This is a genomic window from Cupriavidus sp. WGlv3 (assembly GCF_023952475.1).
Taxonomy (GTDB): Bacteria; Pseudomonadota; Gammaproteobacteria; order Burkholderiales; family Burkholderiaceae; genus Cupriavidus; species Cupriavidus phytorum.
In genome coordinates this window covers 423,665-443,385 of record NZ_JALHRX010000003.1, presented here as the reverse complement: position 1 = coordinate 443,385, position 19,721 = coordinate 423,665, and the positions used below count along the sequence as shown (strand labels likewise).

The following is a 19,721-nucleotide window of genomic DNA, read 5'->3' as shown; positions in this document are numbered from 1 at the left end:
GGGCGGGTGTCATCAAAAGTCCAAGCGGCAATCATAGCAAGATAAAATGCCGGGCATGACGCGAAATTCCCGTAACTCCCAAGGCGCGCGCTTTCCCGGGGGCTTTGCCCCCGAGCCGGAAGACGACGAGCCGAAAAGCAAGTCGCAGCGCAAGCGCGACATGACCGCCCTGCAGGACCTTGGCGCCGAGCTGGAAGCGCTGGCCAAGGACCGCCTGGCGCGCGTGCCCATGCCCGAGGCGCTCGCCGATGCCATCCATCAGGCGCGCCGCATCAACAGCCATGAAGGCAAGCGCCGCCAGATGCAGTACGTCGGCAAGATCATGCGCGGCCTCGAGGACGACGAGGTCGAGGTGATCCGGCAAGCGCTGGAGGGCTTCAAGGGCACCAGCAAGGCCGAAACCGCCCGCATGCATCTGATCGAGCGCTGGCGCGAGCTGCTGCTGGCCGACGACGCGGCGCTGACGCGCTTCCTCGGCGAGCACCCCGGCATCGACGTGCAGGCGCTGCGCAACACCATCCGCAACGCACGCAAGGAAAAAGAGCTGGGCAAGCCGCCGCGCTATTTCCGCGAGCTGTTCCAGGCGATCAAGACGGCGCTGGACCTGAAGGACGGCAAGGGCCGCGCCGCCGAGGAACCTACCCCCGACCATCCGGAGCCCGAGGCATGACCCAGACCACCCAGCCGGTTGTCCGCCACCATCCCGACGAACTCGTCGTCGGCTTCGTATCGATCTCGGACCGCGCCTCGGCCGGCACCTACCAGGACGAGGGCATCCCGGCGCTGCGCGACTGGTTCGGGCGCACGCTGACTTCGCCCTGGCAGGCGGTGGAGCGCCTGATCCCGGACGAGCAGGCGCAGATCTCGCGCACGCTGATCGAGCTGGTCGACGTGGCCGGCTGCGACCTGGTGCTGACCACCGGCGGCACCGGCCCGGCGCGCCGCGACGTGACGCCCGAGGCCACCCTGGCGGTGGGTACCAAGGAAATGCCGGGTTTTGGCGAGCAGATGCGCCAGGTCAGCCTGCATTTCGTGCCGACCGCGATCCTGTCGCGCCAGGTGGCGGTGATCCGCGAGACCGCCAGCCGCGCCGCGCTGATCATCAACCTGCCCGGCCAGCCCCGCGCGATCCGCGAAACCCTGGAAGGCCTGCGCGACGCCGACGGCAAGCCGGTGGTGCAAGGCATCTTTGCCGCGGTGCCGTATTGCATCGACCTGATCGGCGGCCCCTACATGGAAACCGACGAGGCCATCGTCAAGGCCTGGCGTCCCAAGAACGCCGTGCGGGCCAAACCCGCGGCCTGATTCGAACTGCCCCGCCCGCCGGCACGCGGCGCGCGGGCCTGCCACCTCAGCGCAGGCCCAGGTACAGCCCCACCGGCACGAACACCACCGCGGCGATATTGCCGAGCAGCACGATCGACGCCACCTGGTCCGGCTCCTGCCGGAAGTGGTCCGCCACCAGGAAATTCAGCACCGCCGGCGGCAACGCCGCAAACACGAACAGCAGGCCGCGCTGCAGCTCGGTCAACGGCACCCACTGCGCCAGCGCCAGCGCCACCGCGATGCCGGTCAGCGGACACACCGCCGCGCCGACCAGCCCCATGCCCCAGTTGCGCAGGCTCACGTCCTTCATGCGCACGCCCAGCGCAAACAGCATCAGCGGCACAGTGGCATCGCCCAGCAGCTTGACCGACTGGTAGACCGGATCCGGCAGCGTGAACCACGGCCGCGCCAGCGCCAGCGCCACGCCCGCCACGGTGGCCAGCACCATCGGGTTGCGCGCGATCTGCGCCAGCGACGCATGCCGGTTGACGATCTTCATGCCGATGGTGAAGTGCATCAGGTTCGACGCCGCGAACAGCGCCACCGCCGGCGCCAGCCCGGCCGGGCCGAAGGCGAACACGGACAGCGGCAAGCCCATGTTGCCGCAGTTGTTGAACATCATCGGCGGCACGAAGGTGCGCGGATCGACCTTCATCCAGCGCGCCAGCCCCCACGCCAGCACCCCCGAGCCCAGCACCACCGCCACCGCGCAGCCCAGCAGCACCAGCTGGTCGGCCAGCACGAAGTCCTTGCTGACGAAGGCCGACACCACCAGCAGCGGCGCGATCACGTCCAGCGTGGCGCGGTTGATGCCGGCCATGTCCGGATGGGCCTTGCGCCCGTACAGCCACCCGACCAGGATGATCAGGATGACCGGCGTGATGATGGAGACGATGCGCTCGAACATGGTCAGGCGGACGGGCAACGCGCCGTCTGCATGCGACGGCGCGCCGGCAATGGTGGTGTGCTTGCGGCAGCTGCGCTTACGGCGCCGGCGTGCCGGCGGCCGGTGCCTCGGCGGAGGGCGCGGCGCCGGGCGCGGCGTGGCGGATAAAGTGCGTGCGGTAGTAGCGCAGTTCTTCCACCGACTCCAGGATGTCGGCCAGCGCCGTGTGCAGCTGGCGCTTGACGAAGCCCTTGTGGATGACCGGCTCCCAGCGCTTGCACAGCTCCTTGAGCGTCGACACGTCGAGGTTGCGGTAGTGGAAGAATGCTTCCAGCTTGGGCATGTAGCGCGCCATGAAGCGGCGGTCCTGGCAGATCGAGTTGCCGCACATCGGCGACTTGCCCGCCGGCACCCAGCGCTTGAGGAAGGCCAGCAGCTCGGCTTCGGCCTGCTCTTCGGTCAGGGTCGAGGCCTTGACCTTGTCGATCAGCCCGGAGCGGCCGTGGGTGCCCTTGTTCCAGTTGTCCATGCCGTCGAGCACGGCATCGCTCTGGTGGATCACCAGCACCGGGCCTTCGGCCAGGATATTGAGCTCGGAGTCGGTAATCACCACCGCCACTTCGATAATGCGGTCGGTATCCGGCTGCAGGCCGGTCATTTCCATGTCCAGCCAGATCAGGTTGTTTTCGCTTTTGACGGATTTGGCGGCGGCTTGGCTTGTCATCGGGACTGCGGGAGATAGGGATTGGAGGGGAGCGGGCGCGGCGGGGCCGGGCGCGAACAATTTATAATTCTCGCATATCCGTCCGGGACGGCTGCCTGCGCACCAGCGCGGCGCCGTTTTCGGAATTCCCGGACCGCCGCCTGCCCCACCCCGCGGCGCGGTCCCCACGGGCATCCGTCACCTGCAACGCCGGACGCCCGCACCCACAAGGCGCTTGCCGATGTTCACGATTGTCTTTCTCGCCGCCCTGGTGCTGATGGTGCTGACCAAGCTGTGGCTGGCCGCGCGCCAGGTGCGCCATGTCGCGCAGCACCGCCATGCCGTGCCGGCGCGCTTTGCCGACACCATCAGCCTGGCCTCGCACCAGAAGGCCGCCGACTACACCATCGCCCGTACGCGGCTGTCGATGCTGGAGGTGCTGGCCGGCGCCGCGGTGCTGATCGCCTTCACCATGCTGGGCGGGCTGCAGTGGCTCAACCAGTTCTGGGTGGAGGCCTTCGGCCCGGGCTACGCCTACGGCGTGGCGCTGGTCGCCAGCGTGGCGCTGATCGGCGGGCTGGTCGACCTGCCGTTCTCGCTGTATGGCCAGTTCGGCATCGAGCAGCGCTTCGGCTTCAACAAGATGACCTTCGGCCTGTGGCTGGCCGACCTGGTCAAGATGCTGCTGGTGGCCAGCGCGCTGGGCCTGCCGCTGCTGCTGGCGGTGCTGTGGCTGATGGATCGCGCCGGTTCGCTGTGGTGGGTGTGGACCTGGCTGGTGTGGATGGCGTTCAACCTGTTCCTGCTGGTGGTGTTCCCGACCTTTATCGCGCCGCTGTTCAACAAGTTCGAGCCGCTCGACGACGCCTCGCTGCGCCAGCGCATCGAGAGCCTGATGCAGCGCTGCGGCTTTGCCAGCAAAGGCTTGTTCGTGATGGACGGCAGCAAGCGCAGCGCGCACGGCAATGCGTACTTCACCGGCTTCGGCGCCGCCAAGCGCATCGTCTTCTTCGACACGCTGCTGTCGCGCCTGTCGGGCGACGAGATCGAGGCGGTGCTGGCGCACGAGCTGGGCCACTTCAAGCGCCGCCACGTGGCCAAGCGCATCGCCGTGACCTTCGCGCTGAGCCTGGTGTTCCTGGCGCTGCTGGGCTGGCTGGCGACGCGCAGCTGGTTCTACACCGGGCTGGGGGTGGCGCCCAACCTGGGCGTGTCCAACAGCGCGCTGGCGCTAGTGCTGTTCTTCCTGACGCTGCCGGTCTTCACCTTCCTGCTGGGGCCGCTGTCGAGCCAGTCGTCGCGCCGCCATGAATTCGAGGCCGATGCCTTTGCCGCCGACCAGACCGATGCCAGCCACCTGGTGTCGGCGCTGGTGAAGCTGTACAAGGACAACGCCTCGACGCTGACGCCCGACCCGCTCTACAGCGCCTTCTACTACTCGCATCCGCCCGCGGCGCAGCGGATCGACCGCCTGCTGGCGCACGCATGAGCCGCGCCACGCGTCACCGCAACGCCGGCGGCGGCACCGATGCCGGCAACCCGACCGAATCCGCGCTGATCATCGCCGCCCATGGCCGCCACTACGTGGTCGAGCTGGCGGAGGGCGCACGCATGCACGCCTTCCCGCGCGGCAAGAAGAGCCACTGCGCGGTGGGCGACCACGTCAGCGTCGAGCGCGCCGCCGCCGACCAGTGCGTGATCACCCGGGTTTCGCCGCGCAAGAACCTGCTGCACCGCTCGGACCAGTTCAAGTCCAAGCTGCTGGCGGCCAATATCGACCAGGTCATCATCGTGCTGGCCACCGAGCCGGGCTTCTCCGAAGACCTGCTCGGGCGCGCGCTGGTCTCGGCCGAGGCGCTCGGGATCCGGCCGCTGGTGGTGCTCAACAAGACCGACCTGCCCGAACGCCTGGAAGAGGCGCGCGGCCGCCTGGCGCTGTACCGCGGGCTGGGCTACGAGACGCTGGAGCTGTCGGTGCGCGCCGATCCGGCGCAGGCGCTGGCCGCGCTGCGGCCGCGCGTGGCCGGGCTGGCCAGCATCCTGATCGGGCAGTCGGGCATGGGCAAGTCGTCGCTGCTGAACCTGCTGATCCCGGGCGTCGACGCGCAGACCCGCGAAATCTCGGCCAAGCTGGATTCCGGCAAGCACACCACCACCTTCACCCGGCTCTACCATCTGCCGCAGGACTGGGGTACCGTCGAGGGCCGCCAGGGGGCGCTGATCGATTCGCCGGGCTTCCAGGAATTCGGCCTCTACCACCTCAGCGAGGGCATGCTGGAACGCGCCTTCCCGGAGTTCCGCCCGCTGCTGACGGCGTGCCGCTTCTACAACTGCCATCACGTCAACGAGCCCGGCTGCGGCGTGCTGGCCGCGGTGGCCGCCGGCGATATCTCGGAACGCCGGCACCAGCTCTACACGCAGTTGCTGCATGAATCCAGCCAGCAGAAACCGTGGTAAAGGCGCGTGGTGAAGCCGTGGTAAGGTAAGCGCACCTGGCTTCCCGGTGCGCTGTCATGAAACTGCTACTGTCCGCCACGTCCCTCGTCCACGCGGCCCATTGCCAGAACGTCCTGCGCGCGGCCGGCATCCGGGCGGAACTGCGCAATACCTGGCTGGCCGGCGCGACCGGCGAGATCCCGTTCCGCGAGAGCGCGCCGCAGGTGTGGCTCGTAGATGACGAGATGGAGGCGCAGGCGTGGGCGGTGCTCAATGCCGCGGCCAATCCGGTGCCGGGGCCCAGCTGGCAATGCGACCGTTGCGGCGAATGGCACGAGGCGCAGTTTGGCGCATGCTGGCGCTGCGGCGCGGCGCGCGGCTAACCTGCCTTGATCAACTGGCCGCGCTTGCCGGCCAGGCGCTGTTCAACCCACCCACAGCGCCAGCGACAGCATCGCCAGCAGCAGCATCCACAACACCACCGCGCGCCATACCAGACCCACCGCCGACTGCAGCGTGCGCACGCCGGGCTCGGTGCCGAACTCGGGCGGTGCCGGTTCGGGGCCGCCGTTGGCGCCGGCGGCGTCTTCCATGCCGGGCGCGTAGTCCACCGCCGGGCCGGCCACGCTGGTGCGCAGCACCACCGTGGAATCGTCCTCGGCCAGCGGCGTGCCCAGGCGCACGCCCAGCGCGCCGCCGCCGCTCGCCAGCAGGATGCCGTTGACGGCATCGTTCCACTTGCGCGCATGGTTGCGCCAGGCGTAGACCGCGTCCTCGAAGTTGCCGACGATGGCAAAGCCGATCGCGGTCAGCCGCGACGGGATCCAGTCCAGCAGGTAGAAGGCGCGCGCGGCGAAGCGGCCCAGCGCCGGGCTGCGCTCGGTCGACGGCAGGTTCCAGTGGCGGCCCAGGTACTCGGCGGTGCGGTACAGCACCACGCCGCCGGGGCCGACCGGCACCAGGAACCAGAAGAACACGCCGAACACGTGCCGGTGCACGGCGATGATCGCCGCTTCCAGCGTATGGCGCACGATTTCGGACACCGGCATCTCGATGGTGTCGAGCCCGGTCCACTCGTGCAGCAGCGTGCGGGCGGTATGGAGGTCGTCGCGGTTGAGCGCCTCGTGGATATCGGTGAAGTAATGGCTGAACTGGCGGAAACCCAGCGTCATGTACAGCACCAGCACATTCCACGCGAGCGTCAGCGCCACGCTGATCGACGCCAGCAGGTAGTGCACCACGATCACCGCGAGCGTCAGCGGCAGCACCACGGTCAGCCAGGCCAGCGCGGCGTCGCGCGGGCGGCCGGTGTCGAAGGCGTGCTCGGCGCGGTCGCCGAGCGCGCGCACGATCTCGTAGATCGGGTTGTTGCGGCCCAGGGCGCGGAACTGCTCGGCAATCAGCGCCAGGAGAATGGAAACAAAGGTCATCTTGGTACGGGGTGCTCCAAGGGCACGCCGGCCCGTTGGGGCCGGCCGGCGCGACTGGCCAGCGATGTGCCGGCGCAGGCGCAATGCATAGCGAGAAGATAGCACAGCGCTACGCGCGGGCACCCCGGCGCGCCGCGCAAAAGCGAAAGCCCGCCATGGGGCGGGCTCTCGCATGGGGCCGTGAACGGTGTCAGGGCAGGTCGAACACCAGCACCTCGGCGCCATCGCCGTGCGACAGCGAGACCTCGGCCACGTCTTCCAGCCTGGCCGCGTCGCCGGCCTCGAGCGCCTTGCCGTTGACCGTGACCCGGCCGCGCGCCACGTGCACGTAGGCGCGGCGGCCCGGGGCCAGCGTCAGCGTGGCGGCTTCGTCGCCGTCGAACAGGCCGGCGTAGAGCCGGATATCCTGGTGCACCAGCACCGAGCCGTCGGCGCCGTCGGCGCTCGCCACCAGGCGCAGCTTGCCGCGCTTGTCGGCCGCGTCGAAGTGCTTTTCCTCGTAGCCGGGGTCGATGCCGTTCTCGGCCGGCACGATCCAGATCTGCAGGAAGTGGGTGGTGTCGTGCGCGGCGTGGTTGTACTCCGAATGGCGCACGCCGGTGCCGGCGCTCATGCGCTGCACGTCGCCCGGGCGGATCACGCTGCCGTTGCCCATGCTGTCCTTGTGCGCCAGCTCGCCTTCGAGCACGTAGCTGATGATTTCCATGTCGCGGTGGCCATGGGTGCCGAAGCCCATGCCCGGCGCGACGCGGTCTTCATTGATCACGCGCAGCGGGCCGAACTGCACATGCTGCGGGTCGTAGTAGTCGGCGAATGAGAACGAATGATAGGACTTCAGCCAGCCGTGATCGGCGTACCCACGCTCTGCGGACTTTCTGATTTCAATCATTTTGATGGCCCTCCTTGAGCCTTTTCGCCGACAACACCGGCTGGATAACCGTGTTCCGGCATACGTTTTCGCTTTGGATGCTAGGCAGTTTAGGCCTTCAGGCGTATATTTACGGGGACCACCTTAGAAGCAGTCATTCAGAATTTCTGAACATGGCCCTCTCACTAGAATCCCTCGAAGTCCTCGACGCCATCGAACGCAAGGGCAGCTTTGCCGCCGCCGCCCACGAGATGGGCAAGGTCCCTTCCGCGCTGACCTACGTGGTGCGCAAGCTGGAAGAAGACCTCGACGTGCTGCTGTTCGACCGGCGCCGCCATCGCGCCGAGCTGACGCCCGCCGGCCGCGCCCTGCTCGACGAGGGCCGCCACCTGCTGCACGCCGCCGACGACCTGGCGCGGCGCGTCAAGCGCCTGGCCACCGGCTGGGAGGCCACCCTCACCATCGTGGTCGACGACCTGATCAACTTCCGCGCGCTGCTGCCGGTGATCCACGATTTCTATGCCGAGAACAGCGCGACCCGGCTGCGCTTTTCCAAGGAAGTGCTGGGCGGCGCGTGGGACGCGCTGGTCAGCAACCGCGCCGACCTGGTGATCGGCGGCGCCTACGACGCGCCCAGCACGCAGGGCTTCCAGATCCGGCCGCTGGGGTCGGTGCCCTTTGTCTTCGCCGTGGCCGCGCATCACCCGCTCGCCACCGAGGAAGGCCCGCTCACCACCATCCAGATCGCCAAACACCGCATCGTCGCGGTAGGCGATACCTCGCGCAACCTGCCGGCCCGCACCCATGGCGTGCTGGCCGGCCAGGACGTGCTGGTGGTGCCGACCATGCGCGACAAGCTCGAAGCGCAGATCCGCGGCCTTGGCTGCGGCTGGCTGCCGGCACCGATGGCGCAGCCGCATATCGAAAGCGGCGTGCTGCAGGCGCGCGAGACCGTCGAGGTGCGCGCGCCGGGCAACTTCAAGGTGGCCTGGCGCACCAGCAACCGCGGCAAGGCGCTGCAGTGGTGGGCCGGCAAGCTGGAAGACCCGCGCCTGGCGCAGGCGCTGCTGCAGCAACCCGACTTCGCCGGCTGAGGACGGGCTGATGGCAGAGAGGGCTGCAACGGCAGTGCAGAAGAGCGCCGCGGGCGGCTATCGCGGCCGCTTCGCGCCCTCGCCCACCGGGCCGCTGCATATGGGCTCGCTGGTGACCGCGCTGGCCAGCTGGCTGGACGCACGCGCACATGGCGGGCAATGGCTGGTGCGCATCGAGGACATCGACACGCCGCGCTGCGTGCGCGACGCGGACCACGACATCCTGCACACGCTGGCGCGCGTCGGCATGACGCCCGACGAGCCACCGGTGTGGCAGAGCCGGCGCGAACCGCACTATGCCGAGGCGCTGCGCCGGCTCGATGCCGCGGGGCAACTCTACCCGTGCGGCTGCTCGCGCAAGGAGATCGCCGATTCGCTGGTGCATGTGCGCGAGCGACACCAGACCCTGGGCTATCCCGGCACCTGCCGCCACGGCCTGAACGGCAAGCTGCCGCGCGCGTGGCGCGTGCGCGTGCCGGACGGGCCGGCCGCCGTCGTGTGTTTCGACGACCGCTGGCAGGGGCGCCAGTGCCAGAACCTGGAAACCGAGCTGGGCGACTTCGTGCTGCGCCGTGCCGACGGACTATGGGCCTACCAGCTGGCGGTGGTGGTCGACGACGGCCTGCAGGGCATCACGCATATCGTGCGCGGCGCCGACCTGCTCGACTCCACGCCGCGGCAGATCCATCTGCAGCACCTGCTGGGCCTGCCCACGCCGGCGTACCTGCACGTGCCGGTGGTGGTGAACCAGGTCGGCGAGAAGCTCAGCAAGCAGAGCGGCGCTCAGGCGATCGACACCAACGCCCCGCTGGACGCGCTGCGCGAGGCCGGCGCGCACCTGGGACTGTCGCATTCCGCCGGCACGGTCCAGGACTGGCTGGCGCGGGCCACCGACGGCTGGCGCGAGCGGCTCGCTACACCGCCGTTGCCGGCAAAGATCTAGACCCGCCAAAACAAATGGCCCGCGCAGGCGGGCCATTCATCGGAACCACAATCCGTTCAGGACTTGCGCGGCACACCGCCCAGCAAGGCCGCCACCGGCCGCTTGGGCGCCTGGCGGCCGCGCGTGAGCGCCGCGGCGACTTCGTCGGCGGCCTTGGCCTGCGCCACGCTGGCGGGGCTGGGCTCATACGGGCGCGAGAAGAACGGGTCGTCCGAAGCGCGGAAGGCCTGGCGGCTGGCGCCGTGGTCGTGGCGGCGCGGACGGTCTTCGCTGTCGGCGCTGCCGCGCGCGCGGCGCACGTCGCTGCGCTCGCGGCGGCGCTCGCCGTCGGCCAGGCGGGCACGCTCGCCAGTGGGATCGAAGCCCTCCAGCTTGCCGCGCGGGATGCTGCGCTTGATCAGCTTTTCGATATCGGACAGCAGGCGCTCGTCATTGCCCGGCACGTAGATCGACAACGCATCGCCGCTGGCGCCGGCGCGGCCGGTCCGGCCGATGCGATGCACGTAATCCTCGGCGCTGTACGGCACGTCGAAGTTGATCACGCACGGCATGTCCGGGATGTCGAGCCCGCGCGCCGCCACGTCGGTGGCGACCAGCGCATCGATGGTGCCGCTCTTGAAGCCGTCGAGCGTCTGCATGCGCTCGGTCTGGGTCTTGTCGCCATGGATCGCGGCGGCGTTGATGCCTTCGCGCTCCAGATGGCGCGCCAGGCGCGAGCAGCCGATCTTGCTGTTGACGAAGACGATGCACTGGCGCGACATGCCCTGCGCCGCGCGCTGCTTGAGCAAGTGCACCACCGCGGCCTGCTTGTGGCCGTCCTCGACCTGGTACACCGCCTGGCGCACGTTCTCGTTGGTCGAGTTGCTGCGCGCCACTTCGATGGTGACCGGCTGCTTCAGGTAGCTGGAGGCCAGCCGCTTGATTTCCGGCGAGAACGTCGCCGAGAACAGCAGCGTCTGGCGCTGCGCCGGCAGCAGGTTGATGATGCGCTGCAGGTCCGGCAGGAAGCCCATGTCGAGCATGCGGTCGGCTTCGTCCAGCACCAGCATCTGCACCTGCGACAGGTTCACCGACTTCTGCTGCACGTGGTCGAGCAGGCGGCCGGGCGTGGCCACCAGGATCTCGACGCCGCGGCGCAGCGCGTCGGTCTGCGGGTTCATGTCGACGCCGCCGAACACCACCGTGCTGCGCAGGTCGGTGTGCTTGGCATAGCGGGCGACGTTGTCGTAGACCTGGTCGGCCAGCTCGCGCGTGGGGGTCAGCATCAGCGCGCGCACCGGGTGGCGCGCCGGCGAAGCGCTGGCATTGGCCAGCGGCAGCAGGCGCTGGATGATCGGCAGCGCGAAGCCGGCGGTCTTGCCGGTGCCGGTCTGCGCGGCGCCCATCACGTCCTTGCCCAGCAGCACGACCGGAATGGCCTGCGCCTGGATCGGCGTGGGAGAGCTATAGCCCTGCTCGGACAAGGCACGCAGGATGCGCGCGTCGAGGCCGAAGCTGTCGAAGGTCTGCACGGCGGTCGGAACCGCGGTGGTAGGTTCTGGTGCGTTCGTAGTGGTCATGGGTATCGGTATTGGCGGGAGGCGAACCCGGCACAAACGGATACGCGTCTGGAACTCATCTCGCCCTGATCTCGCCCGGCGCCGGCAAGTTTCCGGCGCGGCCCTGCTGGCTACAGCATTTGGCCAAGAGAATCAAAGACTTAGATTTTAGCATCTCTGCCCGTGCAGTGGGCGCTCCGGCACCGCCGTGCGGCGGGCGCGACAAGCCGGCGCCAGGGCGGGCGCACGCGCGCATTGTCAAGACATTGTCATATCGGCCAAGCAAGATGCCGGCGGCGCGGCGGCCATGCCGGACCGCGCGGCTTCCTCACATCGAGACCGACATGGACTTCGAGCTATTTCGCCAGACCTGCCAGCAATTCCTGCGCACCTCCAGCCAGTTCCTTGGACTGGCCGCGGCCGGCCGCCAGGCCGCACTGCCGATGCCGACCCTGCCGGCCAGCCCGCCTCAGGGCCGGCAGCCCGCCTGAACCGCAGCCGGGCCGCCGGCTCGTCATCCGCACGCTCAGTCGCCGCGGATGCCGTTGTCCTGGATCACCTTGCCCCACTTGCTGTAGTCGGCCTTCATACGCGCGGCCAGCTGCTCCGGCGGCATATAGGCGGCCACGGTGCCGGCGCCCAGCATCTTCTGCTGCACGGTCGGATCGGCCAGCGCCTTCTTCAGCTCGGCCGACAAGGTCGCCACCACCTCTTTGGGCGTGCCGGCGGGCGCCAGCAGCCCGCCCCATGCGGTGGCATCGAAGCCCGGGAAGCCCTGCTCGGCCACCGTCTTGACCTCCGGCGTAAAGCTGACACGCTTGTTCGAGCCGACTGCGATCGGGCGCAGCTTGCCGGCCTTGATATGCGGCAGCGCCGCGATCATGTCCGAGAACATCATCGGCACCTGGCCGGCCAGCAGGTCGGAGATGGCAGGCGCGCTGCCCTTGTAGGGCACGTGCTGCACGTCGAAGTTGCCCAGGTTCTTCAGCAGCTCGGTCGACAGGTGGCCGAAGCTGCCGTTGCCGGCGCTGGTGTAGTTGAGCGCGCCCGGCTTGGCCTTGGCCTTGGCGATGTATTGCTGCAGGCTGGTCACGTCCGGCATCGCCTGGGGATTGACCACCATCACGATCGGCAGGTCATAGGCGGCGCCGATCGGCGCGAAATCCTTGAAGATGTCGTAGCCCTTGCGGTTGATCAGGTGCGGAGCCAGCAATGTGGGCGTGGCCAGCACCAGCAGCGTATAGCCATCGGCGGGGCTCTTGGCGACGTTCTCGGCGCCGATGGTGCCGGAGGCGCCGGGACGGTTGTCCACCACCACCGGCTGCTTCAGCGTTTCGCTCATCTTCTGGCCGATGATGCGCGCGGCGGTGTCGGTCGGGCCGCCCGGCGGGAACGGCACCACCAGCCGGATCGGCTTGCTGGGGTAGGTCTCGGCGAAAGCCGGTGCGGCGGCGAGCGGCAGCGTGGCGCTCAGGAGCACGGCGCCGAGGCGGCGCTGGAAGGTACGGCGGCTGGTGTTCTGCATGGTGTGACTGTGTCCTGCGGTGAATCGCGGTGAATCAGAATCGATGCGCGGCCCAGGCCGCGCCGGGATGAAGCGACTGCGGTTGCGTAACGTCATGACAGATCTGGCGTGCCTCCTTGCGAACCGGTCATGGCCGGCCCGTCCGATGGAATGGTTTTGTGGTGCGGCGACCGTTACAGCCGCATGGTGCCGGCCTGGAACAGCCGTGCATCCATCTGGCGCAGGTCGGGCGCCACCGCCACCGGCGTCGCGCACTGGTCGAGCACATCGCGCTGCAGGTCGACGCCGGGAGCGATCTCGACCAGCGTGAGGCGCGCTTCGCCACCCTCGCTGGGGCGCATCTCGAACACCGCGCGTTCGGTGATGTACACCACCGGGATGCCCAGCGACGCCACGTAGGGGCCGTTGAAGCTCAGGTGCGACACCTCCGCCACGATCTTCTTCACGCGGCCTTCGCGCACGATCCGCAGGCTGCCGTCGCCGGCGCGCACTTCCAGCCCGCCCGCCGTCAGCGTGCCCATGAACACCACCGCGCGCGCGCTCTGGGTAATGTTGATGAAGCCGCCGACGCCGGCAATCAGCGCGCCCTCGCCTTCGCCGAACTTGCTGACGTTGACGTTGCCCTCGCCATCGAGTTCGGCCAGGCCGAGGATCGCGAGGTCGATGCCGCCGCCTTCGTAGAAATCGAACTGCGCGGGCTGATCCACCACCGCTTCCGGGTAGGCCGAGGCACCGAAGCTGAGGCCATCCGCGGGCGTGCCGCCGATGGGGCCGGCTTCGACCGTCAGCGTGAAGCCGTCCAGGCCGGCCTGGTGCGCGAGCATCCCCACCGCGGCCGGCATGCCGACCCCCAGGTTGACCACGCGCGGCGCGCGCCGCGCCAGTTCCATCACCGCGCGGCGCTGCACGATGGTGCGCGCATCCAGCGGCCCGGCCTCGGGCGAAGAACGGGCGGCGTCGTCGGCAGCCCCCTCGCCCTGCCACGGCGTCACATAGGCGGGGTTGAAGGCCTCGGCAAAGGTCATCTGGTGGTTGGCAGCGTTGTCGCAGACCACCACGTAGTCGACCAGGATGCCGGGCACGTGGATGGCCTGCAGGATTTCGTGGTGATCGACCACGCTTTCGACCTGCGCGATCACGACGCCACCCGAGTTGTGCGCCGCCTGCGCCAGCGCCAGCAGTTCGTGGTGGAAGGCTTCGCGATGGGTGCTGAGGTTGCCGCGCGCGTCGGCGGCGGTGCAGCGGATCAGCGCGCAGTCGATCGGAAAGCTGGGATAGAACAGGTATTCGTCGCCGCGGAACTCGACCGCATCGACCCAGCACGCCTTGCCTTCGGCGATGGCGCGGCGCGCGCGCTGGTTGACGGCGCCGCCGTGGTAGCGCGCGTCCTGCGCGGTGCGCGGGTCGACAAAGGTGTGCAGGCCGATCTTGGTCATCACGCCGGGCTTGCCGCCGGCGATGGCCCGGTACAGATGGGTCAGCACGCCCTGCGGCAGGTTGTAGCCCTCGCACTGCTCGGCCATGGCCAGCGTGGCCAGCCGCGTGGCCGAGCGCCAGTGGCCGCCAACCACGGTGGCAGTCATGCCGGCATTGCCGAAATGATTCACGCCGCGCGCGCCGCGGTCGCCCTGCCCGGCCGAGTACACCAGCGTCAGGTCGCGCGGCAGGCCACTCTGCAGGAAACGCTGCTCCAGCGCCTCGGTCACGGCCTCGGCGTGGCCGGCGCCGACAAAGCCCGCACTGGCCACGGTCCAGCCATCCTGCACGAGCGCCGCCGCTTCACGCGCGGTGATTACCTTCATTGCTGTCTCCGGTTCTAGTCGTGCCGGCCCGCATCGCTGACGGCACGCTTTCCGTGAATTCGTTTTGCGAACATTTGTTCGGAAAACGCTATGATACGGAGATGCTGCCGGTCGGCGCAAGCCCTCCGCGAAGGCATGACCAGCACGTGCCGGATCGTTCATTTCACCACCGTTCCCTCCAGACGCCCTATGCCGCAAGCCGAAACCGCCAAGAAAGACGAACTGCTGGAATCGCTGAGCAAGGGCCTGGCGTTGCTGCGCCTATTGGGTGCGGGCGCGGAGCGCCTGACCATGCAGGAGGTCGCCGACCAGCTCGACGTGACCCGCGCCGCCGCGCGCCGGCTGCTGCTGACGCTGGAGCACAACGGCTACGTGGCGCAGGACGGCCGCCACTTTGCGCTGACGCCGCGGGTAATGGAGCTGGGCTACGCCTACTTTGCCTCGATGAGCCTGCCGCAGATGGCGCGGCCCTACCTGCAGCAGCTGTGCGAGACCCTGGGCGAAAGCTGCTCGCTGGGCGTGCTCGACGCCGAATCGGTGGTGCTGGTGGCGCGCGAGGAGCCGCGCCAGCTGCTGCGCGTGGACATGGCACTGGGGCGGCGGATGCCGGCCTATGCGCATTCGATGGGCCGGGTGCTGCTGGCCGGCCTGGACGACAGCGTCCTGGAGGCCTACCTGGCGGGCGCGACGCTGCGCAAGCTGACGCCGTTCACGGTCAGCTCGCGCACCACGCTGGCGTGCACGCTGCGCCAGGTGCGCGCCGACGGCTACTGCGTGCTGGTCAGCGAACTGGTCGACGGCTACGCCGGGATCTCGGTGCCGCTGCGCGACCAGGCCGGCAAGGTGGTGGCCGGGCTGGGCTTCAGCATGGTGCTGGGCAGCCGCGACCGGGCCCATCTGGAAGCGCGCTTCCTGGCGCCGCTGCGCGAGGCCGCCGCCCGCATCGAGGCCATCCTGCAGGCGCGCTGAGCCGCGCCCATGTAGAAAAGCCCCGCGTGCCGGGGAGGCAGCGGGGCTCAAACGGTAGCGGGGCAATCGGTTCGACCACCCACGCCGTCGATCTTGGCGCATTGCGCCGACTCGGGCATCCCCCAAATGTGGGCCAATGCATGCGCCGTGGCTGGCAGGCTGCAGCCGCGCCCCGCAAAGCCAGTCAATCATGGCCCTGTCACACGCCGGTAGGAATCCGGGTTTTCGCCGAGCGGGTTTTCGCCAGCTTCCGGCCGGCGACCAGATGCGGTCTACTGGTCTCACATCGACGCCCCTGGCACCGCCCACGCCGGATTGCCACCGCCGATGGTGCTGTAAAACTAGTCCAATGACCGGGAGACAGACCATGGTGACGAAGAAAGAAGAGGCTTTCGTACTGAAGAACCTTCTCGCCCTTGCCGCAGTGGAAACGCTGGGCGGCGCGATCGCACTGGGCATGGTCTTCCACCTGATCTGATACGCCGGCCCGGGCGCGGCCACGCCGGCGCCCGGCCTGATCACGCCTCGACAATCACCTCGAAGCCGCCAAAGATCATCCGCTGCCCGTCGAACGGCATCGGGTCCATGCCTTCCTTCAGCCGCGGGTCTGCCATCGCCGCCTTCATGCCGGTGTCGCGCTGCTCGCGCGACGGCCACAGGATCCACGAGAACACCACCGCTTCATCGTCCTTGCGCTGCACCGCCATCGTGAAGGACGTGACCTTGCCTTCCGGCACATCGTCGCCCCAGCATTCCACCACCTGCAGCGCGCCATGTTCCTTGAACACTGCGGCGGCCTTTTGCGCCACCTCGCGATAGCGGTCGCGATTGGCCTGGGAAACGGCGAGCACGAATCCGTCGATATAGGACATGGGCATCACTCCTGTTCAGGGTAGATCGGTCGCGTCCGCCGGACGCGAATGCATCTGACTACCATAGTCGATCGCCGCGGTCCTTCCCGGACGGAATGGCAGTGACGGGCACCCGCAGGCATCAATGTTCTGTCATCGGCACGTCACCACGCCTTCCTACACTCGCCTGGCTCCGGCTCGCAGCAGCCGCCACCCCAACCAGCCAGGTGACTCCATGCTTCCCCGCAGACTGCCCACCACCCTGGCCGCGATGCTGATCGCGGCGGCCTTGCTCGCCGCCTGCGGCGGCGACGGCGGCCCCACCCTGTCGCCCACTGCAACGCTGGCGCCGAGCGCCCAGCCGGTCAAGCCGGGACAGCCCGGCAAGCCAGACCAGCGGCCCGATCCGGTGATCCGCTGCGCGCCCTGAACCTTCCGCAAGTCCCCACGCCAATTCCGACAAGACCATGGTCTCTCGCCGCAATTTCCTGCAGGCCGCAGCCGGCACCGGCTTCGCCGCCGCCGCGCTGGCCGCGTTTCCGCCCAGCATCCGCAAGGCCCTGGCCATCCCGGCCAACAATGCCACCGGCACCATCCAGGATGTCGAGCACGTGGTGATCCTGATGCAGGAGAACCGTTCCTTCGACCACTACTTCGGCACGCTGCGCGGCGTGCGCGGCTTCGGCGACCGCTTTACCATCCCGCTGCCCGGCGCGCGCCAGGTATGGCAGCAACAGCGCGCCAGCGGCGCGGTGCTGACACCGTACCACCTCGACGGCACCAGCAACAACGCGCAGCGCGCCGCCGGCACCCCGCATGCGTGGCTGGACAGCCAGCAGGCCTGGGACCACGGCCGCATGGCCAATTGGCCGACGTACAAGACCAGCACGTCGATGGGCTACTTCAGGGAGCAGGAGATCCCGTTCCAGTTCGCGCTGGCCAACGCCTTCACGCTGTGCGACGCGTACCACTGCTCGATGCATACCGGCACCGATGCCAACCGCGCCTTCCACCTGACCGGCACCAACGGCCCGACCGCCGCCAACGTCGCCTTCGTCAACAACGAGTGGGACGCGATCGACGGCCTGCCGGCCTCGGCGAACACCGGCTACACCTGGAAGACCTATGCCGAGCGCCTGGAAGACGCGGGCATCAGCTGGATCTGCTACCAGAACATGCCGGACGAATGGGGCGACAACATGCTGGGCGCGTTCCAGCAGTTCCGCCACGCCAACCTGGCGTCGGGCTATCCGGTCTCCAGCGGCGGCGCGCCGGGCGCGCCCTATGCCAACACCGGCCAGCCGCTGCCGTACCACGCCTACGATGCCGCCACCGACAATCCCGGCAACCCGCTGTACAAGGGCGTGGCCAACACCCTGCCAGGCACCCGTCCCGACGAGTATCTCGACGCCTTCCGCCGCGACATCCGCGAAGGCCGGCTGCCGCAGGTGTCGTGGATCAACGCGCCGTCGATCTACTGCGAGCATCCCGGGCCCTCCAGCCCGGTGCAGGGCGCCTGGTTCCTGCAGGAGGTGCTGGATGCGCTGACCGCGGTGCCCGAGGTCTGGAGCAAGACCGTGCTGCTGGTCAACTTCGACGAGAACGACGGGTATTTCGACCACGTGCCCTCGCCCTCGGCGCCGTCGCTGAATCCGGACAAGACCTTCGCCGGCAAGTCGACGCTGAGCGATGCCGAAATGCTGGCCGAGTACTTCAACCAGCCGGCGCCGCCGGGCAGTCGCACCCAGCCCGCGGCGGACGGCCGCGTCTACGGCCCGGGGCCGCGCGTGCCGCTGTACGCGATCTCGCCGTGGAGCCGCGGCGGCTGGGTCAACTCGCAGGTGTTCGACCACACTTCGGTGCTGCGCTTCCTGGAGGCGCGCTTCGGCGTGGCCGAGCCCCATATCAGCCCGTTCCGCCGCGCCGTGTGCGGCGACCTGACCAGCGCCTTCAACTTCAGGACGCCCAACAACGAGGCGCTGCCCACGCTCGGCGGCCGCACCACGCGCAGCGACGCCGACCAGCTGCGCCGCGCGCAGCAGGCCCTGCCCGCGGTGCCGCTGCCCGCCGACATGCAATTGCCGCAGCAGGCCGCCGGCACGCGCCCTTCGCGCGCGCTGCCATATGAGCTGCACACCAGCGCGCGCTGCAGCGCCTTGGGCCAGGTCGAACTGGCGTTCGCCAACACCGGCACGCAGGCCGCGGTGTTCCACGTCTACGACCGCCTCCAGCTGGGACGCATCCCGCGCCGCTATATGGTGGAGGCCGGCAAGTCGCTCAGCGATACCTGGAATGCCTTCCAGGACAATGCCGGACAGTACGACCTGTGGGTGCTCGGCCCGAACGGCTTCCATCGCCATTTCCGCGGCGACACCCGCCGCATCGGCGAGACCGGCATCGCCCCCGAGATCCGCGTCTGCTACGACATTGCCAACGGCGACGTCTATGTCGACCTGATCAACCCCGGCGGCCGCGCCTGCCACTTCCACATCGAGCCGCTGGCCTACCGCAGCGACGGCCCGTGGAAAGCGAGCGTCGGTGCCAACGGCAGCAAGTCGCAGCACTGGCAGCTGGAGCAAAGCGGCCAATGGTATGACTTCGCGGTGACGTGCGACGCCGATCCGGCCTTCTACCGCCGCTTTGCCGGCCGGGTCGAGACCGGCCGGCATACGGTGAGCGATCCGGCCATGGGAACCGCGGCGCAGGGCTGAGGCAGCGGACCCGCGCCGCAGCGCGGGTACTGCGCGGGGTTCAACCGTCCTGCGCCGCGCGCGACCCCGTCGCGCCCGCGACGGCACGCGACGCGCCGGGTTCGGCCAGCGACGACTGCAGCCACTGCGTCCATGCCGGCATCATTGCGGCACTCATTGCCGCGACTTGCGCCGCACAGGTCTTGCCGGCCTCCTGCCAGTCGGTCAGCGCGCGCAGCAGCGCCAGGCCGATGTCGTTGCCATCGCGCGCCTCGCCCACGTCTTCGAGGCAGCGCGCCAGCGCTTCGCGCACGGCATCGTTGTAGCCGGCCCTGGCCTGCGACGCGCGCGCGGCCAGGTCGGCCTCGATGGCATCGAGACCGCGCCACGCGTGCGCGACGCCGGCCAGGTCGAGGCGGTCGCGCTGCGCGCGCCACCATTGCGCTTGCTGTGCGGCGCGTTCTTCGGCATATCGGTTCAGCACGGCCAGCGCCTGGCGCGCCGACGCCCGGGCCGCGGCAGGATCGGCGGCGCTGAAGGGCGACTGCGCGAGCACGGTGGCGGCTTGCAGCTGGCACAGGGTCAGGTCCAGCGCCGTGCGGCTGGCGCTTGCCCATTGGGCTTGCAGGATCGAAAGCATGGCGGATCTCCTTGCGGTGG

At 69.0% G+C, this 19,721-nt stretch carries 20 protein-coding genes; 11 read left to right on the top strand and 9 right to left on the bottom strand.

Annotation, left to right across the window (positions count from 1 at the left end):
* The first annotated feature begins 55 nt into the window (after positions 1 to 55).
* Both yjgA and mog read left to right on the top strand, forming a co-directional pair.
* Positions 56 to 670, top strand: a complete 615-nt coding sequence (gene yjgA, locus MKD38_RS08635; RefSeq protein WP_371925657.1) for a ribosome biogenesis factor YjgA — start codon at positions 56 to 58, stop codon at positions 668 to 670.
* Entirely contained in the window at positions 667 to 1,305 is a 639-nt protein-coding gene (gene mog, locus MKD38_RS08630; protein ID WP_252675845.1) for a molybdopterin adenylyltransferase, read from the top strand. The genes yjgA and mog overlap by 4 nt, the downstream gene beginning before the upstream one ends.
* A 46-nt stretch (positions 1,306 to 1,351) precedes the next feature.
* On the opposite strand, the gene MKD38_RS08625 is transcribed toward mog, so the two are convergent.
* Both MKD38_RS08625 and orn read right to left on the bottom strand, forming a co-directional pair.
* Complete coding sequence (locus MKD38_RS08625; RefSeq protein WP_115680734.1) at positions 1,352 to 2,233, bottom strand: AEC family transporter; 882 nt, start codon at positions 2,231 to 2,233, stop codon at positions 1,352 to 1,354.
* A 76-nt stretch (positions 2,234 to 2,309) separates the two neighbouring features.
* The gene (gene orn, locus MKD38_RS08620) at positions 2,310 to 2,936 is read right to left on the bottom strand and encodes an oligoribonuclease (RefSeq protein WP_252675843.1); all 627 of its coding nucleotides are present in this window, start codon (positions 2,934 to 2,936) and stop codon (positions 2,310 to 2,312) included.
* A 220-nt stretch (positions 2,937 to 3,156) separates the two neighbouring features.
* Between orn and MKD38_RS08615 the strand changes: the two genes are divergently transcribed.
* The 3 genes from MKD38_RS08615 to MKD38_RS08605 are packed head-to-tail and all read left to right on the top strand — an operon-like array spanning position 3,157 to position 5,734.
* Positions 3,157 to 4,404: a M48 family metallopeptidase gene (locus MKD38_RS08615; protein WP_252675841.1), complete on the top strand. Its 1,248-nt coding sequence runs from the start codon at positions 3,157 to 3,159 to the stop codon at positions 4,402 to 4,404.
* Positions 4,401 to 5,372 (top strand): ribosome small subunit-dependent GTPase A, encoded by a 972-nt coding sequence (rsgA, locus tag MKD38_RS08610; RefSeq protein ID WP_252675839.1) that lies wholly within the window; start codon positions 4,401 to 4,403, stop codon positions 5,370 to 5,372. Before MKD38_RS08615 ends, rsgA begins: the two co-directional genes overlap by 4 nt.
* 56 nt (positions 5,373 to 5,428) lie before the next feature.
* A complete protein-coding gene (locus MKD38_RS08605; protein ID WP_062801252.1) occupies positions 5,429 to 5,734 on the top strand; it encodes a putative signal transducing protein in 306 nt (101 codons plus the stop codon).
* Between the two features lie 42 nt (positions 5,735 to 5,776).
* Here the strand turns inward: MKD38_RS08605 and MKD38_RS08600 are convergent, their stop codons facing one another.
* Together MKD38_RS08600 and MKD38_RS08595 are read right to left on the bottom strand one after the other, a co-directional pair.
* Positions 5,777 to 6,781 carry a CobD/CbiB family protein gene (locus MKD38_RS08600; protein WP_252675837.1) on the bottom strand — a complete coding sequence of 335 codons (1,005 nt, stop codon included), beginning with the start codon at positions 6,779 to 6,781 and terminating at the stop codon, positions 5,777 to 5,779.
* Between the two features lie 190 nt (positions 6,782 to 6,971).
* Positions 6,972 to 7,670, bottom strand: coding sequence for a pirin family protein (locus tag MKD38_RS08595; RefSeq protein ID WP_252675835.1), 699 nt, complete (start codon positions 7,668 to 7,670; stop codon positions 6,972 to 6,974).
* A gap of 152 nt (positions 7,671 to 7,822) precedes the next feature.
* Here MKD38_RS08595 and MKD38_RS08590 point away from each other — a divergent pair, with 152 nt between their 5' ends.
* Both MKD38_RS08590 and gluQRS read left to right on the top strand, forming a co-directional pair.
* A complete protein-coding gene (locus MKD38_RS08590; RefSeq protein ID WP_252675833.1) occupies positions 7,823 to 8,743 on the top strand; it encodes a LysR family transcriptional regulator in 921 nt (306 codons plus the stop codon).
* 10 nt (positions 8,744 to 8,753) lie between these two features.
* Entirely contained in the window at positions 8,754 to 9,686 is a 933-nt protein-coding gene (gene gluQRS, locus MKD38_RS08585) for a tRNA glutamyl-Q(34) synthetase GluQRS (RefSeq protein WP_252675831.1), read from the top strand.
* Between the two features lie 56 nt (positions 9,687 to 9,742).
* Here gluQRS and MKD38_RS08580 read toward each other — a convergent pair whose 3' ends face one another.
* Positions 9,743 to 11,245 (bottom strand): DEAD/DEAH box helicase, encoded by a 1,503-nt coding sequence (locus MKD38_RS08580; protein WP_252675829.1) that lies wholly within the window; start codon positions 11,243 to 11,245, stop codon positions 9,743 to 9,745.
* 323 nt (positions 11,246 to 11,568) lie between these two features.
* Here MKD38_RS08580 and MKD38_RS08575 point away from each other — a divergent pair, with 323 nt between their 5' ends.
* Positions 11,569 to 11,715: a hypothetical protein gene (locus MKD38_RS08575; protein WP_252675827.1), complete on the top strand. Its 147-nt coding sequence runs from the start codon at positions 11,569 to 11,571 to the stop codon at positions 11,713 to 11,715.
* A gap of 35 nt (positions 11,716 to 11,750) precedes the next feature.
* Here MKD38_RS08575 and MKD38_RS08570 read toward each other — a convergent pair whose 3' ends face one another.
* Positions 11,751 to 12,749, bottom strand: coding sequence for a Bug family tripartite tricarboxylate transporter substrate binding protein (locus MKD38_RS08570; protein ID WP_252675825.1), 999 nt, complete (start codon positions 12,747 to 12,749; stop codon positions 11,751 to 11,753).
* A gap of 173 nt (positions 12,750 to 12,922) precedes the next feature.
* Positions 12,923 to 14,551 carry an acyl CoA:acetate/3-ketoacid CoA transferase gene (locus MKD38_RS08565; RefSeq protein WP_252675823.1) on the bottom strand — a complete coding sequence of 543 codons (1,629 nt, stop codon included), beginning with the start codon at positions 14,549 to 14,551 and terminating at the stop codon, positions 12,923 to 12,925.
* 189 nt (positions 14,552 to 14,740) lie between these two features.
* On the opposite strand from MKD38_RS08565, the gene MKD38_RS08560 reads away from it, so the two are divergent.
* Positions 14,741 to 15,520, top strand: coding sequence for an IclR family transcriptional regulator domain-containing protein (locus tag MKD38_RS08560; protein WP_252675821.1), 780 nt, complete (start codon positions 14,741 to 14,743; stop codon positions 15,518 to 15,520).
* Positions 15,521 to 16,038: 518 nt separating this feature from the next.
* Here MKD38_RS08560 and MKD38_RS08555 read toward each other — a convergent pair.
* Positions 16,039 to 16,392, bottom strand: a complete 354-nt coding sequence (locus MKD38_RS08555; RefSeq protein ID WP_252675819.1) for a DUF1428 domain-containing protein — start codon at positions 16,390 to 16,392, stop codon at positions 16,039 to 16,041.
* Between the two features lie 214 nt (positions 16,393 to 16,606).
* On the opposite strand from MKD38_RS08555, the gene MKD38_RS08550 reads away from it, so the two are divergent.
* Positions 16,607 to 16,801: a hypothetical protein gene (locus MKD38_RS08550; protein WP_115710305.1), complete on the top strand. Its 195-nt coding sequence runs from the start codon at positions 16,607 to 16,609 to the stop codon at positions 16,799 to 16,801.
* 37 nt (positions 16,802 to 16,838) lie between these two features.
* Entirely contained in the window at positions 16,839 to 19,082 is a 2,244-nt protein-coding gene (locus MKD38_RS08545; protein ID WP_252675817.1) for a phosphocholine-specific phospholipase C, read from the top strand.
* A gap of 40 nt (positions 19,083 to 19,122) precedes the next feature.
* Here MKD38_RS08545 and MKD38_RS08540 read toward each other — a convergent pair whose 3' ends face one another.
* Positions 19,123 to 19,701, bottom strand: coding sequence for a hypothetical protein (locus MKD38_RS08540; protein ID WP_252675815.1), 579 nt, complete (start codon positions 19,699 to 19,701; stop codon positions 19,123 to 19,125).
* Positions 19,702 to 19,721: the final 20 nt, after the last annotated feature.

Excerpts from the sequence above, each read along its gene's own strand:
- MKD38_RS08560 (WP_252675821.1), top strand. The coding sequence starts at position 14,741 with ATGCCGCAAGCCGAAACCGCCAAGAAAGACGAACTGCTGGAATCGCTG.
- MKD38_RS08570 (WP_252675825.1), bottom strand. The coding sequence starts at position 12,749 with ATGCAGAACACCAGCCGCCGTACCTTCCAGCGCCGCCTCGGCGCCGTG.
- MKD38_RS08540 (WP_252675815.1), bottom strand. The coding sequence starts at position 19,701 with ATGCTTTCGATCCTGCAAGCCCAATGGGCAAGCGCCAGCCGCACGGCG.
- MKD38_RS08605 (WP_062801252.1), top strand. The coding sequence starts at position 5,429 with ATGAAACTGCTACTGTCCGCCACGTCCCTCGTCCACGCGGCCCATTGC.
- yjgA (WP_371925657.1), top strand. The coding sequence starts at position 56 with ATGACGCGAAATTCCCGTAACTCCCAAGGCGCGCGCTTTCCCGGGGGC.
- MKD38_RS08615 (WP_252675841.1), top strand. The coding sequence starts at position 3,157 with ATGTTCACGATTGTCTTTCTCGCCGCCCTGGTGCTGATGGTGCTGACC.
- MKD38_RS08580 (WP_252675829.1), bottom strand. The coding sequence starts at position 11,245 with ATGACCACTACGAACGCACCAGAACCTACCACCGCGGTTCCGACCGCC.
- MKD38_RS08555 (WP_252675819.1), bottom strand. The coding sequence starts at position 16,392 with ATGTCCTATATCGACGGATTCGTGCTCGCCGTTTCCCAGGCCAATCGC.
- MKD38_RS08565 (WP_252675823.1), bottom strand. The coding sequence starts at position 14,551 with ATGAAGGTAATCACCGCGCGTGAAGCGGCGGCGCTCGTGCAGGATGGC.
- gluQRS (WP_252675831.1), top strand. The coding sequence starts at position 8,754 with ATGGCAGAGAGGGCTGCAACGGCAGTGCAGAAGAGCGCCGCGGGCGGC.
- MKD38_RS08625 (WP_115680734.1), bottom strand. The coding sequence starts at position 2,233 with ATGTTCGAGCGCATCGTCTCCATCATCACGCCGGTCATCCTGATCATC.
- MKD38_RS08575 (WP_252675827.1), top strand. The coding sequence starts at position 11,569 with ATGGACTTCGAGCTATTTCGCCAGACCTGCCAGCAATTCCTGCGCACC.
- MKD38_RS08595 (WP_252675835.1), bottom strand. The coding sequence starts at position 7,670 with ATGATTGAAATCAGAAAGTCCGCAGAGCGTGGGTACGCCGATCACGGC.
- MKD38_RS08550 (WP_115710305.1), top strand. The coding sequence starts at position 16,607 with ATGCTTCCCCGCAGACTGCCCACCACCCTGGCCGCGATGCTGATCGCG.
- MKD38_RS08590 (WP_252675833.1), top strand. The coding sequence starts at position 7,823 with ATGGCCCTCTCACTAGAATCCCTCGAAGTCCTCGACGCCATCGAACGC.
- MKD38_RS08600 (WP_252675837.1), bottom strand. The coding sequence starts at position 6,781 with ATGACCTTTGTTTCCATTCTCCTGGCGCTGATTGCCGAGCAGTTCCGC.
- orn (WP_252675843.1), bottom strand. The coding sequence starts at position 2,936 with ATGACAAGCCAAGCCGCCGCCAAATCCGTCAAAAGCGAAAACAACCTG.
- MKD38_RS08545 (WP_252675817.1), top strand. The coding sequence starts at position 16,839 with ATGGTCTCTCGCCGCAATTTCCTGCAGGCCGCAGCCGGCACCGGCTTC.
- mog (WP_252675845.1), top strand. The coding sequence starts at position 667 with ATGACCCAGACCACCCAGCCGGTTGTCCGCCACCATCCCGACGAACTC.
- rsgA (WP_252675839.1), top strand. The coding sequence starts at position 4,401 with ATGAGCCGCGCCACGCGTCACCGCAACGCCGGCGGCGGCACCGATGCC.